We start from the raw sequence: 13,518 nt of genomic DNA on the forward strand, positions 1-13,518 counted from the left end.
GGTCGCAATTTCGAAAGGCTCAAAGAGTACTCGAAATTGACCGATGATGCAACAAGAACGTCTAATTACTCAGCAGCTGCTTCAATAACTTCCACTAAAGTCCAAGCTTTAGTTTTTGAAATTGGGCGGCTTTCTTTAATGGTTACAACATCGCCAGTTTTAGCAGTGTTGTTCTCATCATGAGCGTGTAATTTTGTTGAACGGCGGATTGATTTGCCATACAACGGGTGTTGAACGCGGCGTTCAATAAGTACAACAATAGACTTGTCCATTTTGTCACTTACTACTTTGCCTGTTAACGTGCGAACTGTTTGCTCACTCATTGTGCGTTCCCCTGTTTTTCGGTAAGGAGGGTCTTGATACGAGCAATAGTCTTACGAGTTAACGCAACTTCATGCGATTTACCCAATTGACCAGTTGCTTTCGCCATACGAAGACGGAATTGGTTAAGCTGTTGCTCATCAAGCAAAGCTGCCAACTCTTCTACCGATTTTTCACGTAGATCTTTAGTTTTCATTACATCACCGTCTTAGTAACGATAGTGGTTTTAAATGGAAGCTTAGCAGCTGCAAGCGTAAACGCTTCGCGTGCCAATTCTTCACTAACACCATCCATTTCGTACAAGATCTTACCTGGTTTGATTTGGCAAACCCAGTATTCCACAGAACCTTTACCTTTACCCATACGAACTTCTAATGGTTTTTCAGTAATTGGTTTGTCTGGGAAAACACGGATAAAGATCTTACCACCACGTTTAACACGACGGCTAATTGTACGACGCGCAGCTTCGATTTGACGAGCAGTCATTTGACCACGCTCAACAGATTTAAGTGCGATTGTACCGAAAGATACTGTGCTACCACGATGCGCTAGACCAGTGTTACGGCCTTTTTGCACCTTACGGAATTTAGTACGTTTAGGTTGCAACATGGATTATTCTCCTTTTTCAGCAGAACGATCATTGCGACGACCACGACGCTCTTGACCTTCACCACGACCGCGACCGCGTTTAGCTGGACGTTCTTCAGCAGGAGCAGGGTTCATGACTTGTTTCATGCCACCTAAGATCTCGCCACGGAAAATCCAAACTTTAACACCAATCGTACCGTAAGTAGTTTCAGCGCGCATAGTTGCATAGTCGATGTCAGCACGAAGTGTATGTAAAGGTACACGACCTTCACGATACCATTCAGTACGTGCAATTTCTGCACCACCTAAACGACCAGAAACTTCAACTTTGATACCTTTAGCACCAGCACGCATAGTGTTTTGAACCGCACGCTTCATAGCACGACGGAACATTACACGTTTCTCTAATTGTGAAGCAATTGCTTCAGCAACTAAACGAGCGTCTAAGTCTGGGCGATCGATTTCGTTGATGCTTACTTGCGCTGGAACACCCATAATCTTGGTAAGTTCACGCTGTAATTTCTCAATGTCTTCGCCTTTTTTACCGATAACGATACCTGGACGAGCAGTGCTAATTGTTACCTTAGCAGCGCCTGTAGGACGTTCGATAAGAATATTGCTGATCATCGCGCTTTTAAGTTTTTTAGTTAAAAACTCACGAACTTGAAGATCTTTAAGCAAGTATTCAGCGTATTGTTTCGGACTCGCATACCAGTTGGCGTTATGACGTTTTACAACACCAAGGCGGATACCGATTGGATGAACCTTCTGACCCATATCAAACCCCTACCTTAACGGTAATGTGACAAGTACGCTTAGTAATACGATCTGCACGGCCTTTAGCACGTGGCATAATACGTTTAAGGCTAGTGCCTTCATCAACGTAAATCGTAGTAACCTTAAGGTCGTCTACATCTAAACTGTTATTGTGTTCAGCGTTTGCAATTGCAGATTCCAATGCTTTTTTCACTACAACTGCAGCTTTTTTGTTGCTGAAGTTTAAGATATTAAGCGCGTGAGCAATAGATTTGCCACGGATTAGGTCTGCAACCAAACGAGTTTTTTGTGCCGAGATAGCGGCACCGCGTAATTTAGCAGTAACTTCCATCATAGCACCTTAACGTTTAGACTTCTTGTCAACACCGTGACCACGATAGGTACGAGTTGGCGCGAATTCACCGAGTTTGTGACCAACCATATGTTCAGATACGATCACTGGAACATGGTTACGACCATTATGTACAGAAATTGTTAAACCAACAAAATCCGGGAGGATCATCGAACGACGCGACCAAGTTTTGATCGGCTTACGGTTATTAGCCGCGATAGCCGCTTCAACCTTAGCGAACAAGTGCGCATCGACGAATGGGCCTTTTTTCAGAGAACGAGGCATTGTCAGATTCCTTTACTTGTTACTTAACGCGACGGTCGCGAATGATCATCTTAGTCGTACGCTTATTGGTACGAGTTTTGTACCCTTTAGCTTTTTGACCCCATGGGCTTACAGGTTGAATACCTTTGTTACGCCCTTCACCACCACCATGTGGATGGTCAACTGGGTTCATCGCCATACCACGAACGGTAGGACGAACACCACGCCAGCGTGCAGCACCTGCTTTACCAAGTGAACGAAGGTTGCTTTCTGAGTTAGATACTTCACCTAACACAGCGCGACATTCAACGTGTACTTTACGCATTTCGCCTGAACGAAGACGAATGATTGCGTAAGAACCGTCACGACCCAACAACTGAGCAGAAGTACCAGCAGAACGCACTAATTGTGCACCTTTACCGATTTTAAGCTCAATGTTATGTAATGTAGAACCGATAGGCATATTACGAAGCGGTAAGCAGTTACCTGGACGAATTGGAGCATCGTTACCAGATTGTACTTTATCGCCAGCACGTAAGCCTTTAGCAGCAATAATATAACGACGCTCACCGTCAGCATATTTCAATAAAGCAATATGTGATGTACGGTTAGGATCGTATTCAATACGTTCAACTACAGCAGGGATGCCGTCTTTGTTACGTTTGAAGTCAACGATACGGTAGTTTTGTTTATGACCACCACCAACGTGACGAGTTGTAATGTGACCGTTATTATTACGACCACCAGTACGTTTTTTAGCTTCAACCAACGGTGCATAAGGCGCGCCTTTGTGAAGATGATTATGAACCACCTTCTCTACAAAGCGACGTCCTGGAGACGTTGGCTTACATTTTTGAATTGGCATAATTTTCGTCCTTATTCCGCTGTGCTTTCAGCGGTATCGCCCAAGTCAGCCATTTCAACATCTTGGCCAGCTTTCAGGGTGACGTATGCTTTTTTAACATCAGAACGACGTCCTAATGTTTTACCAAAGCGTTTAGTCTTACCTTTAGTGATAGTCGTGTTAACTTTAACAACTTCTACACCAAATAATTGCTCTACTGCTTTTTTGATTTCAAGTTTGTTTGCATCGATAGCAACTTTAAAAACTTGAACACCAGCAGTTTCGCCTAGAACTTGTGCTTTTTCTGAAAAAACAGGCCCTTTTAGGACTTGATAGATACGTTCGTTGTTCATCCGAGTTCTACCTCAATCTTCTTAGCAGCCGCAACAGACATAACAACTTTATCAAACGCGATCAAGCCAACAGGATCGATCCCAGCAGCATCAACCACATCAACGTGTGGAAGGTTACGAGCAGCTAAATATAGATTTTCATCTACAGCTTCAGTAACGATTAATGCGCGAGTAGCGTTCAAGCCGTTTAGTTTTGCAAGCAATTCTTTAGTTTTTGGAGCTTCTACTGCAAACTCTTCAACCAATACAAGACGATCTTGGCGAACAAGTTCAGCTAAGATACATTGCATTGCACCGCGGTACATTTTGCGGTTTACTTTTTGAGACCAATCTTGTGGACGAGCAGCAAAAGTTTTACCACCACCAACCCAGATTGGGCTACGAATAGAACCAGCACGAGCGCGGCCAGTACCTTTTTGACGGAATGGTTTTTTACCACCGCCAGAAACGTCTGCACGTGACTTCTGAGCTTTAGAGCCTTGACGACCACCAGCTAAATAAGCTGTAACAACTTGGTGTACAAGAGCTTCATTAAATTCACGTCCGAAAGCAACTTCAGACAATTCAACAGCAGAGCCGGAAACAGTTTTTAAATTCACGTTATTTCCCCTCAGGCCTTGATCGTAGGACGAACGATAACGTCGCCACCAGTAGCACCAGGAATCGCACCTTTAACAACAAGAACTGAACGTTCTGCGTCGATAGATACAATTTCAAGACCTTGTACAGTTACGCGATCATCACCTAAGTGACCAGGCATTTTTTTGCCTTTGAACACGCGACCAGGAGTCTGGTTTTGACCTGTAGAACCAATTACACGGTGAGATACTGAGTTACCATGTGTAGCATCTTGCGTACGGAAGTTCCAACGCTTAACACCACCCTGGAAGCCTTTACCTTTTGATTGACCAGTAACGTCAACAACTTGACCTACTGCGAACAAATCAACACCGATAGTGCCACCAACTTCACGACCTTCAAGATCAGCTTCTGCAACGCGGAATTCTTTAACTAAACGACCAGCAGCAACACCAGCTTTCGCGAAGTGACCTTTCTGAGCATTTGTTACGCGAGATTCGCGACGTTCACCAGTAGTGATTTGAATCGCTTGATAACCATCAGTTTCAAGCGTTTTGATTTGAGTGATACGGTTAGGATCAACCTCAATCACTGTTACAGGCACAGAAACACCAGCATCTGTAAAGATACGTGTCATACCGCACTTGCGACCGACTAAACCAATAGCCATGTGCATAAACCTCTAAAAAAGCGGCCTAATTAACTTATAGAGCGTTAATTAACCGAAAGCCTTAACCCAATGCGATCTGAACATCAACACCAGCTGCAAGATCCAACTTCATCAACGCATCTACAGTTTTATCTGTAGGTTGAACGATGTCGATCAAACGTTTATATGTGCGGATTTCATATTGGTCACGCGCATCTTTGTTCACGTGTGGTGATGTTAAAACGTTAAAACGTTCGATGCGAGTAGGCATCGGAATTGGACCACACACTTGTGCGCCAGTACGTTTTGCTGTTTCTACGATCTCTTGAGAAGATTGATCAATTAAACGATGATCAAAAGACTTAAGACGGATACGAATTCTCTGGTTAGACATACCAGTTAACTCCAAGCCAAATATATAAAGAATCACCCTTGACGCATCTCACCCCACTAAATAAGGTAAGTGTCAAAGGCAGTGAAAATCACTAAGGTCGTGATCGATGCCACGACTGTAACGATCTGAATGACTTTCTTCGCCATTCACCCCACCATATCGGAGGGTCGCTCATTATAACGATTGTTTAACACTTAAGCAAACTTATTTGGACATTTTTACCTTTTTTTGAGTAATTAATTATAAATAAAGCGCTTATTATTTAAACACCAGCTTAAACCCTTAAAACGTAGTCAATCGCATGATTGAGCAACTGATTCCCAATCACATAATCCGTTTGTTGCGATTTTTTTAGCTTCAATAATGATTGACTGTGTACTCCACTAAACACCATATCTTCTTCTTCATGCTCAATGAAGATTTTTAAGCTATGCGGGGTGATTTCTGGATGAAACTGAAACCCCAATACATTTTTGCCAATTTGATAAAGTTGGTTGGGACATGCTGGATTCTCCGCCAAACGAATTGCGCCTTTAGGAATATCAAAGGTCTCACTATGCCATTGCATGACATTGACCCGCTCAGGCAATTGGAAATAACCTTCTGGCACATGGTTGCTTTTATTGACCAAGGTCCAGCCAATCTCTTGCACAGTATTACGCCGAACATTGGCACCTAGAGCATTGGCTATCAACTGCCCACCCAAACACAACCCGATTGCGGGCTTTTCCGAAGCCAAATAACGGCGAATCCATCGTTTTTCGACCTTTAACCAAGGATAGTTGGCTTCATCATTTACACTCATTTCCCCACCCATAATGATGAGTAAATCCACATCATTGACATGCGGCAAAGCTTCTATTTCTAATTGTGAATCTGTGGGTAAAGCAAAAAATTCTGTTGCAGTAATTTCTGCGCCCATTGCTTTTAAATACTCATAACAGCTACCAAAGCCTTCACCTGCAATATGCTGAAAATAATGCACTTTAAGTTTTTTCATGTTATCACCTATTCTTGTTGTATCAATTACGCTACAAATCACAAAACATAGTTGGATAAATGCAAAAATGAAGCCAATATCAATTTTATTTATTATTTTTCACAATTTATTGCTTTTCGTCACTGAGCGATTATGTTTTGCTTACTTTAGTCCAGCTATTAACAAAAATTGAGTATTCCTGTGAAACAAAAACCAGTTACTGCTTTAATTCATTCTTCTCGTAAAGCACCACAATATATAAATACAATACAGCCTCCCCTATTTCGTGCGTCAACAATTATATTTGAAAATACCGATGCACTATTTAATCGCCATTGGACAGATCGTTATGACTATAGTTACGGCACACATGGCACACCGACAACGTTTACCTTAGGCGATCACATTGCCCAAATAGAAGGTGGTGAATATTGTTTACTTGCACCTAGTGGTTTATCCGCAATTAACCTAGTCAATTCATGTTTTTTAAGCCATGGAGATGAAGTTTGGGTTGCAGACAATATCTATGGTCCCAACATGGAACATCTACGTCATCTTGAAAAAAGTTACGGCATTATTGTTCAAGTTTACAATCCTATCGATGCAGACTCATTCCAACCCAATGAAAATGCCAAACTGATTTGGTTAGAAGCCGCAGGTTCAGTCACACTTGAATTTCCTGATCTTGTTAATTTAGTCAAAAAAGCCAAAGCAAAAAATATCCTCACGGCTGTGGACAATACCTGGGGCGCTGGCCTAGCGTTTAATGCCTTTGATTTTAGTCATGAACATTTAAGTGTAGATATCAGCGTACACGCCTTAACCAAATACCCAAGTGGTGGTGGCGATATTTTAATGGGATCTGTGGTCACTCAAGATAAAGCTTTACATCATAAGCTGTTCCGTATGCATGCCATCCAAGGTATCGCGATTTCGGGTGATGATGCCGCACAAGTACAGCGTAGTTTGGCCTCAATGCAAATTCGTTATGAGCATCAGTCTCAAAGTGCTTTAAAGATTTTAAATTGGTTAAAGAATCAAAATGCGTTTGCTCAAGTTTTACACCCTGCGGATTCTGACAATATAAGCCATACCTATTGGAACCAAACCTGCCGAACAGGACAAAGTGCTGGTCTTGTTAGTGTTATTTTTAAACCTGAGTTTGATATCAACAAAATCCGAAAGTTTTGTGATCATTTATCTTTATTTAAACTCGGTTTTAGTTGGGGTGGTCCTATCAGCTTAGTCATGATTTATAATCTGGCTGACATGCGCCATTTAGAACGTGCACATCTAGAGCAAGGTCTATTGGTTCGTTTCTGTATTGGCTTAGAACATCCAGACGATTTAATCCAAGATATTCAACATGCACTTCAAGCCATCCAGGCTTAATATTTCAACTCAGCAGGCTTAATACATAATATCTGGGTCTTGGCTATATCAAATGATAGCAAGGGCCCTATACTCGCCTCTAAACACGATTAAGCGCAGAGATCATTCAGCAAAAAGTACATATAGCTTTCACTTATTCTCTCTGTATTTCAAGAAACAATCCGCACCACCTTACATTCAAATTCAACAATAAAAACAGATTTACAACATCATCATTTAATGCAATTTTGTATAACAACAATGATATAAATATTGAGTCAGATGAAGAACATCCAAACTCAAATTAAAGCTATAGGAATAACAATGGGCACACCAATCGTCATCGCAAAAAAAACCTCAGATACAACACAAGATATTGTATTACATTCACAATTTGCTAACCGCCATGGTTTAATTGCAGGTGCCACAGGGACAGGTAAAACCATTACCCTTAAAGTGCTTGCTGAAAGTTTCTCACGGATTGGTGTACCCGTATTTCTTGCCGATGCCAAAGGGGATGTTTCCAGTATAGCCAAAGCAGGTTCAACCAATCCTAAATTTGAAGAACGCATTAAAAGCTTAGGAGTAGACAGTGTTCCTTTTGCTGCATCACCGACTATTTTTTGGGATTTATTTGGTGAACAAGGACATCCGATCCGTACCACAATCTCTGAAATTGGCCCACTGTTACTTTCGCAAATGCTGAATTTAAATGACACTCAAGAAGGTGTGCTTTCAGCAGTGTTCCGTGTTGCAGATGATCAGGGCTTACTGTTAATTGATTTTAAAGATTTAAAAGCCATGCTGACCTATGTCAGTGAAAATGCTACGGCTTTAAAAGCAGAATACGGCAATCTCTCACCAGCAAGTTTAGGTGCTATTCAGCGCAATCTATTGGCCTTAGGTGATCAGGGCGGTCAACGTTTCTTTGGTGAGCCAAGCCTTGATATTATGGATTTTATCCAAACTGATGCCAATGGACATGGTTATATCAACCTATTGGCTGCGGATAAGCTGATGAACACACCAAAGCTCTATGCGACCTTCCTGCTTTGGATGCTTTCAGAATTATTTGAAAAGTTACCTGAAGTCGGTGACTTAGATAAGCCAAAATTGGTGTTCTTTTTTGATGAAGCGCATTTGCTCTTTGATAATGCCAGCCCAGCATTACAAGAAAAAATTCAACAAGTGGTCCGTCTAATTCGCTCTAAAGGTGTCGGAATTTATTTCATCTCACAAAGCCCATTAGATATCCCAGAAAATGTTTTAGGACAGCTAGGCAACCGTGTACAACATGCTTTACGCGCTTTTACCCCTAAAGATCAAAAAGCAGTAAAAACTGCGGCTGATACCTTCCGCGCTAATCCAGAGTTTAAAGTAGATCAAGCAATTACAGAACTGGCTGTCGGTGAAGCGCTTATTAGTTGCTTAGATGAACAAGGTACACCTCAAGTGGTTGAACGAGCGATGGTGATGCCACCCTACTCATCATTTAGCCCAATTACTTTAGATGAACGAAAAGCATTGATGGCGCAAAGTATTGTTGCGGGTGTTTATGACAATGAAGTTGATCGTGATAGCGCTTATGAAATGCTACAGCGTAAAGTTTCTGATAGCTCACAACAGCAGGTGGCTTTTGATGCAGTGGCTCAACAAGCCAAGCAATTAGAAGAGCTCACAAAGCAACAACAGACTCTCGATAAGCAACAAGCCAAAGAGCAAGAACGCATAGAGAAAGAGGAAGCAAAAGCTGCAGCTGCACGTGCCAAACTGACTCAAGATGTGATCGGAACTTTTGCTAAAAGTGCCGCAAGAACCTTAGGCGGTCCTACAGGGCAAAAACTGGTCCGCGGTTTGTTAGGTTCATTATTTGGTGGCCGTTAATTCTTTTAAACACAAATATGAGGAGCGTTAGCGCTCCTTTTTTATTCCTCATTTTATAGCTTATGTTCTTGCTTATGTTTTTATTTGCTTATCCCGCTTATCAAGCTCGCTAAACATATCTAAAAACATATCTAAAAACTTATCAAAAAATTCATCTAAAAAAGCTTAAAAATAAGTTCAATGATTTCAATCAATAAAGCTTAAGTTCAAAATAAACCATAATTATTTTATGTGTTTTTCTTAAAGGTGTATTGCAAATACATTTTATAAGGTATATTTTAAATACATCTTATAAATGACAGCCAAGAGAGATCAACAATGACTCCGCAGCAAATTGACCTTGTAAAAGCAACAGTTCCTGTTCTTCGCGAAAATGGTGTAGCACTTACCGGTTATTTTTATAACCGCATGCTCGGCAATAATCCTGAATTAAAAGAAACCTTTAACATGGGGCATCAACGCAGTGGTGCTCAGGCGCAAGCCTTGGCTGGTGCTGTTTTAGCATATGCTGAAAATATTGAAGATCCTTCAGTACTTTTGCCTGTGGTTGAACTGATTGCCCATAAACATGTCAGTCTGAATATTCAAGCACCTGATTACAACATTGTCGGTGAAAACCTATTACATTCAATTAGTGAAGTATTAACTATTTCGATGGAAGATCCATTGATTGATGCATGGGCTGCAGCTTATGGGCAATTGGCCGATCTATTTATCAGCACTGAAAAAGCGATTTATGAGCAGCACCAACAAACTCAAGGCAGTTGGTTAGGCTGGCGTAAATTTAAAATCGCTAAAAAAGTGAATGAAAGTGAAGAAATTACCTCTTTCTATCTTGCACCAGTCGATGGTGGCGCATTACCTAAATATGAAGCGGGTCAATATATTTCAGTGCGCGTATTTGTTGAAGCATTAGGCTTAAAACAACCACGTCAATACACGCTATCGACAAGCCCACAAACAGACTATTTACGTATTTCAGTTAAACGTGAAGATGAAAAAGGTGATTTGGCAAGTGGTTGGGTATCAAATACTTTACATGGCTTAGCTGAAGGTTCAGAAATTGAAGTGTCTGCTCCAACAGGTAACTTCTACCTGATTGATAGTAGCAAACGTAATGTCTTCATTAGTGCGGGTGTAGGTTTAACCCCAATGATTGCAATGCTTAACCAATTGGTGACTTTAGACATGCCTCAACCGGCTAGCTTTATTCATGCATGTCGCAGTAGCCAAGTACATGCGATGAAACAACATATTCAAGAGCAAAAAACTAAATTCCCACGTCTCAGTACATTTACAGCTTATGAGTTCCCACATAGCGGTGATGTTATAGGTGAGGACTATGATGTGGCTGGTCGTTTAGACTTGGCAACGGTTGATACAGCACTACTCCCAGCCAATGCTGATTATTATCTTTGTGGCCCAATACCATTTATGCAACAACAACACCAAGCATTGGTGGCTCGTGGTATTAAACCTGAACAAATTCATAGTGAAGCGTTTGGTACGGGTGGTGCAGGTATCTAAATCTACATCCGTTCTTTATAAGGCTGGTCTATGATAGACTGGCCTTATTTATTTCAGGATGAGATACATCTTTACCCATAGATGAGCAGCCTACATGCAACTAAATAAATTTACCGACTATGCCCTGCGCATCTTAATGTACATCGCGCCTCCAAAAGATGTGCCTTATACGATTGCTGAAATTGCAGAAGATTTACATGTTTCAGAAAATCACTTGGTCAAAATTGTGCATTTTATGGGAAAACAAGGTTGGTTGATTACCACACGAGGTAAAGGCGGTGGTTTGCGCTTAAACCCAGATATCTTAGAATTTCGCTTAGGATATATTGTACGAATTCTCCAACGTGATGCACAAATTGTAGAGTGCAATACGCCACCTTGTGTGCTACGTCCACGCTGCGGCTTAAAGGGTATTTTAGATCAGGCCGTTGAACAGTTTTATCAAAGCCTAGATCACTATACTATTGCCGATGTTCTCAATGCGCCACCACAACATCCAAAGATCGTAAACTCGCCTATTCCCAATCTCAATGTTTAAGTCACAAAAGCTCATCGCCCAGCATCATAATAGCCAATATTTCAGTTAACACGATCAAAATTCGCTTGAACCTCCGACTTCCTTTATAATGCACTTTGTTTATCCGTTTATTGAAGTTGAAATATGCATCGCAGCAGTGGAAAGTCTAAAAATAGTAAGACCTCAAGCGCCCCTAAACAAAAAATCAGTTATGAAAAAAAGGCTGATCCTGCGATTTCAGAATACTCAACTTCATCTTTGAACTGGTTGCGTAAAGCTGAATTTCTAATGAGTGCGCCTAAACTGAATCTTTGTGTAGAAGATACCGGTTATGAAGTTGCCTTTGCAGGCCGTTCAAATGCAGGAAAATCAAGTGCTATCAATGCATTGACCAATCAAAAGCAATTGGCACGCGCGTCGAAAAGACCGGGCCGTACGCAAATGATTAACTTTTTTAGTTTAGGTAATCCAGATCAACGCCTTGTCGATTTGCCAGGTTATGGTTATGCGGCTGTACCTGAAGCAATGAAAATTGTATGGCAAAAAGAACTTGAGAATTATTTGATTCATCGAAAAAGTTTACAAGGTCTTGTTCTACTCATGGATATTCGCCACCCTTTACAACACTTCGATGTGATGATGTTGGAATGGGCATATTCACGTCACTTGTTTGTGCATGTGCTGTTAACTAAATCCGACAAACTCAACCGTGGTCCTGCCAGTAAAGTATTGTTAGATGTACAAGAGCAATTGAAAAAAATGAAGTTGAATTTTTCTATACAACTGTTTTCATCACTCAATAAACAAGGTCTAGAAGAACTTGCGTCAATTATGGCGGGTCGCTTAAATTACACCTTAGACAAAACTTTAGATTTTGATATTGATGCAATTCCTGAAGCCACTGAAGATGATTTGGATGATGAGTTCATTGATCAAGACCAAGAATCCGAATTCAATAGTGAAAATATTGATGGAAATGTAGATGAAAATCCACAAGCATAAATAAAAAAGTCTTGTCTAACAAAATTCATCACATATTGATACTGGAATGTCCTAAATTGCTAATAACTATTTAGGACATTTTTTTATACTTGAATAATAAAGTGTGAAATCACCAAAGAAAAATTAGGACACTGTGATGAAGTTACTCGCTAAATTAAAGAACAGTCGGATTGGATCGTCTATTCAGTACCACATCAAACCACGTAAAGTGAAATTTGAATGGCAAGATACCCCTGTCGATTGGATTCCAAATCAGCCATTTGTCAGCTACTTTATCAATGAAATTAACAATATTCTTCCAGCAGGTGAATTTTGGTTTTGCCGTTTATACAATCGTGTTTTACCCAAAATCACAGATGAAAAATTAGCTGAAGATGTTCGTGCCTTTATCCGCCAAGAAGCGATGCATGCTCAAGCACATGCTTCGGCAAATAAAGAATACTTAACTGTGCGTAATATTGATATTCAACGTAATCTTGAGATTATGGATTTCTTGTTTGGCAAATTACTCGCAGATCAACCACTCGGCTTTAAAGTACCCAAAGTCCTTGATCATCAATGGGATTTGTTCCGTTTAGGTATCGTCGCCACTGTTGAACATATGACATGTGTGTTGGGTAAATATGCGCTTTATAATAAAAAATGGGCGGAATTGGGTGCAGATCCAAATATGCTTGATTTAGTCAAATGGCATGGTGCCGAAGAGATTGAACACCGTACAGTGGCTTTTGATCTGTATCGTCATTTAGGTGGTGGTTATATTTCTCGTTATTATCAAAGTGTTATCGTGATTGCCGCTGTATTAGGCTTATGGGTTGATGGTGCTGCACATATCATGGGGCAAGACCCACGTTATGCAGATAAAAAACCTGCTTTCTATAAGCCTTGGATTTGGCGTGAATGGGCAAGTATCGCACAATCAGATAATCGCTTAATGCCACATCCATTATGGTTGGTTTCACAGCAATTGGGCTATTTAATGCCTTGGTATGATCCAGTACATGAAGCTAAAACAGAAGATGCGATTGCTTATTTGGATCAATCCCCAGCAGCAAAACGTGCATTGCCTAGAGTTGCAGCATAATAACTATTGAATAGTGATACTGAAATCAAATAAAAAAAGCAGGATTTAGTCCTG

General features: G+C 40.8%; 17 protein-coding genes and 1 pseudogene. 6 read left to right on the forward strand and 12 right to left on the reverse strand.

The window, feature by feature from the left end:
- Positions 1-65: 65 nt before the first annotated feature.
- From rpsQ to GJV03_RS06070, 12 genes and pseudogenes are all read right to left on the reverse strand, one after another.
- Positions 66-323, reverse strand: a complete 258-nt coding sequence (gene rpsQ / locus GJV03_RS06015) for a 30S ribosomal protein S17 (protein ID WP_004725698.1) — start codon at positions 321-323, stop codon at positions 66-68.
- Positions 320-517, reverse strand: coding sequence for a 50S ribosomal protein L29 (gene rpmC / locus GJV03_RS06020; RefSeq protein WP_004725696.1), 198 nt, complete (start codon positions 515-517; stop codon positions 320-322). Before rpmC ends, rpsQ begins: the two co-directional genes overlap by 4 nt.
- Positions 517-930: a 50S ribosomal protein L16 gene (rplP, locus tag GJV03_RS06025; protein WP_004725694.1), complete on the reverse strand. Its 414-nt coding sequence runs from the start codon at positions 928-930 to the stop codon at positions 517-519. The genes rpmC and rplP overlap by 1 nt, the downstream gene beginning before the upstream one ends.
- A pseudogene (gene rpsC / locus GJV03_RS06030) lies at positions 870-1,686 on the reverse strand (30S ribosomal protein S3). Before rpsC ends, rplP begins: the two are co-directional and overlap by 61 nt.
- Before the next feature lies 1 nt (position 1,687).
- Positions 1,688-2,017 (reverse strand): 50S ribosomal protein L22, encoded by a 330-nt coding sequence (rplV, locus tag GJV03_RS06035; RefSeq protein ID WP_004816873.1) that lies wholly within the window; start codon positions 2,015-2,017, stop codon positions 1,688-1,690.
- A 9-nt stretch (positions 2,018-2,026) separates the two neighbouring features.
- Complete coding sequence (gene rpsS, locus GJV03_RS06040; protein WP_004281508.1) at positions 2,027-2,302, reverse strand: 30S ribosomal protein S19; 276 nt, start codon at positions 2,300-2,302, stop codon at positions 2,027-2,029.
- Between the two features lie 19 nt (positions 2,303-2,321).
- Complete coding sequence (gene rplB, locus GJV03_RS06045; RefSeq protein WP_004725686.1) at positions 2,322-3,146, reverse strand: 50S ribosomal protein L2; 825 nt, start codon at positions 3,144-3,146, stop codon at positions 2,322-2,324.
- 11 nt (positions 3,147-3,157) lie between these two features.
- Positions 3,158-3,478 (reverse strand): 50S ribosomal protein L23, encoded by a 321-nt coding sequence (gene rplW / locus GJV03_RS06050; protein WP_004725684.1) that lies wholly within the window; start codon positions 3,476-3,478, stop codon positions 3,158-3,160.
- Positions 3,475-4,077 (reverse strand): 50S ribosomal protein L4, encoded by a 603-nt coding sequence (gene rplD, locus GJV03_RS06055; RefSeq protein WP_004816870.1) that lies wholly within the window; start codon positions 4,075-4,077, stop codon positions 3,475-3,477. Before rplD ends, rplW begins: the two co-directional genes overlap by 4 nt.
- A gap of 11 nt (positions 4,078-4,088) precedes the next feature.
- Positions 4,089-4,727 carry a 50S ribosomal protein L3 gene (rplC, locus tag GJV03_RS06060; protein WP_004816868.1) on the reverse strand — a complete coding sequence of 213 codons (639 nt, stop codon included), beginning with the start codon at positions 4,725-4,727 and terminating at the stop codon, positions 4,089-4,091.
- A gap of 61 nt (positions 4,728-4,788) precedes the next feature.
- Complete coding sequence (rpsJ, locus tag GJV03_RS06065; RefSeq protein ID WP_004725677.1) at positions 4,789-5,100, reverse strand: 30S ribosomal protein S10; 312 nt, start codon at positions 5,098-5,100, stop codon at positions 4,789-4,791.
- Positions 5,101-5,374: 274 nt separating this feature from the next.
- Positions 5,375-6,100 (reverse strand): type 1 glutamine amidotransferase, encoded by a 726-nt coding sequence (locus GJV03_RS06070; RefSeq protein WP_004725673.1) that lies wholly within the window; start codon positions 6,098-6,100, stop codon positions 5,375-5,377.
- 180 nt (positions 6,101-6,280) lie between these two features.
- Between GJV03_RS06070 and GJV03_RS06075 the strand changes: the two genes are divergently transcribed.
- From GJV03_RS06075 to GJV03_RS06100, 6 genes are all read left to right on the forward strand, one after another.
- Positions 6,281-7,471 carry a PLP-dependent transferase gene (locus tag GJV03_RS06075; RefSeq protein ID WP_335955733.1) on the forward strand — a complete coding sequence of 397 codons (1,191 nt, stop codon included), beginning with the start codon at positions 6,281-6,283 and terminating at the stop codon, positions 7,469-7,471.
- A gap of 303 nt (positions 7,472-7,774) precedes the next feature.
- A complete protein-coding gene (locus GJV03_RS06080) occupies positions 7,775-9,334 on the forward strand; it encodes a helicase HerA-like domain-containing protein (RefSeq protein ID WP_004725670.1) in 1,560 nt (519 codons plus the stop codon).
- A gap of 318 nt (positions 9,335-9,652) precedes the next feature.
- Complete coding sequence (gene hmpA, locus GJV03_RS06085; protein WP_154129674.1) at positions 9,653-10,861, forward strand: NO-inducible flavohemoprotein; 1,209 nt, start codon at positions 9,653-9,655, stop codon at positions 10,859-10,861.
- Between the two features lie 94 nt (positions 10,862-10,955).
- Positions 10,956-11,399, forward strand: coding sequence for an Rrf2 family transcriptional regulator (locus GJV03_RS06090; protein ID WP_105714582.1), 444 nt, complete (start codon positions 10,956-10,958; stop codon positions 11,397-11,399).
- A 123-nt stretch (positions 11,400-11,522) separates the two neighbouring features.
- Positions 11,523-12,380, forward strand: a complete 858-nt coding sequence (gene yihA / locus GJV03_RS06095; RefSeq protein WP_154129675.1) for a ribosome biogenesis GTP-binding protein YihA/YsxC — start codon at positions 11,523-11,525, stop codon at positions 12,378-12,380.
- A gap of 136 nt (positions 12,381-12,516) precedes the next feature.
- Positions 12,517-13,464, forward strand: coding sequence for a metal-dependent hydrolase (locus GJV03_RS06100; RefSeq protein ID WP_056512178.1), 948 nt, complete (start codon positions 12,517-12,519; stop codon positions 13,462-13,464).
- Positions 13,465-13,518 lie beyond the last annotated feature (54 nt).

The organism is Acinetobacter sp. RIT698 (genome assembly GCF_009668065.1).
Lineage (GTDB): Bacteria > Pseudomonadota > Gammaproteobacteria > Pseudomonadales > Moraxellaceae > Acinetobacter > Acinetobacter guillouiae.

Coding starts and splice junctions, on each gene's coding strand:
- rpsQ (WP_004725698.1), bottom strand. CDS start 323: ATGAGTGAGCAAACAGTTCGCACGTTAACAGGCAAAGTAGTAAGTGAC.
- hmpA (WP_154129674.1), top strand. CDS start 9,653: ATGACTCCGCAGCAAATTGACCTTGTAAAAGCAACAGTTCCTGTTCTT.
- rpsS (WP_004281508.1), bottom strand. CDS start 2,302: ATGCCTCGTTCTCTGAAAAAAGGCCCATTCGTCGATGCGCACTTGTTC.
- rplP (WP_004725694.1), bottom strand. CDS start 930: ATGTTGCAACCTAAACGTACTAAATTCCGTAAGGTGCAAAAAGGCCGT.
- yihA (WP_154129675.1), top strand. CDS start 11,523: ATGCATCGCAGCAGTGGAAAGTCTAAAAATAGTAAGACCTCAAGCGCC.
- GJV03_RS06080 (WP_004725670.1), top strand. CDS start 7,775: ATGGGCACACCAATCGTCATCGCAAAAAAAACCTCAGATACAACACAA.
- rpsJ (WP_004725677.1), bottom strand. CDS start 5,100: ATGTCTAACCAGAGAATTCGTATCCGTCTTAAGTCTTTTGATCATCGT.
- rplV (WP_004816873.1), bottom strand. CDS start 2,017: ATGGAAGTTACTGCTAAATTACGCGGTGCCGCTATCTCGGCACAAAAA.
- rplW (WP_004725684.1), bottom strand. CDS start 3,478: ATGAACAACGAACGTATCTATCAAGTCCTAAAAGGGCCTGTTTTTTCA.
- rpmC (WP_004725696.1), bottom strand. CDS start 517: ATGAAAACTAAAGATCTACGTGAAAAATCGGTAGAAGAGTTGGCAGCT.
- rplB (WP_004725686.1), bottom strand. CDS start 3,146: ATGCCAATTCAAAAATGTAAGCCAACGTCTCCAGGACGTCGCTTTGTA.
- rplC (WP_004816868.1), bottom strand. CDS start 4,727: ATGGCTATTGGTTTAGTCGGTCGCAAGTGCGGTATGACACGTATCTTT.
- GJV03_RS06100 (WP_056512178.1), top strand. CDS start 12,517: ATGAAGTTACTCGCTAAATTAAAGAACAGTCGGATTGGATCGTCTATT.
- GJV03_RS06070 (WP_004725673.1), bottom strand. CDS start 6,100: ATGAAAAAACTTAAAGTGCATTATTTTCAGCATATTGCAGGTGAAGGC.
- GJV03_RS06090 (WP_105714582.1), top strand. CDS start 10,956: ATGCAACTAAATAAATTTACCGACTATGCCCTGCGCATCTTAATGTAC.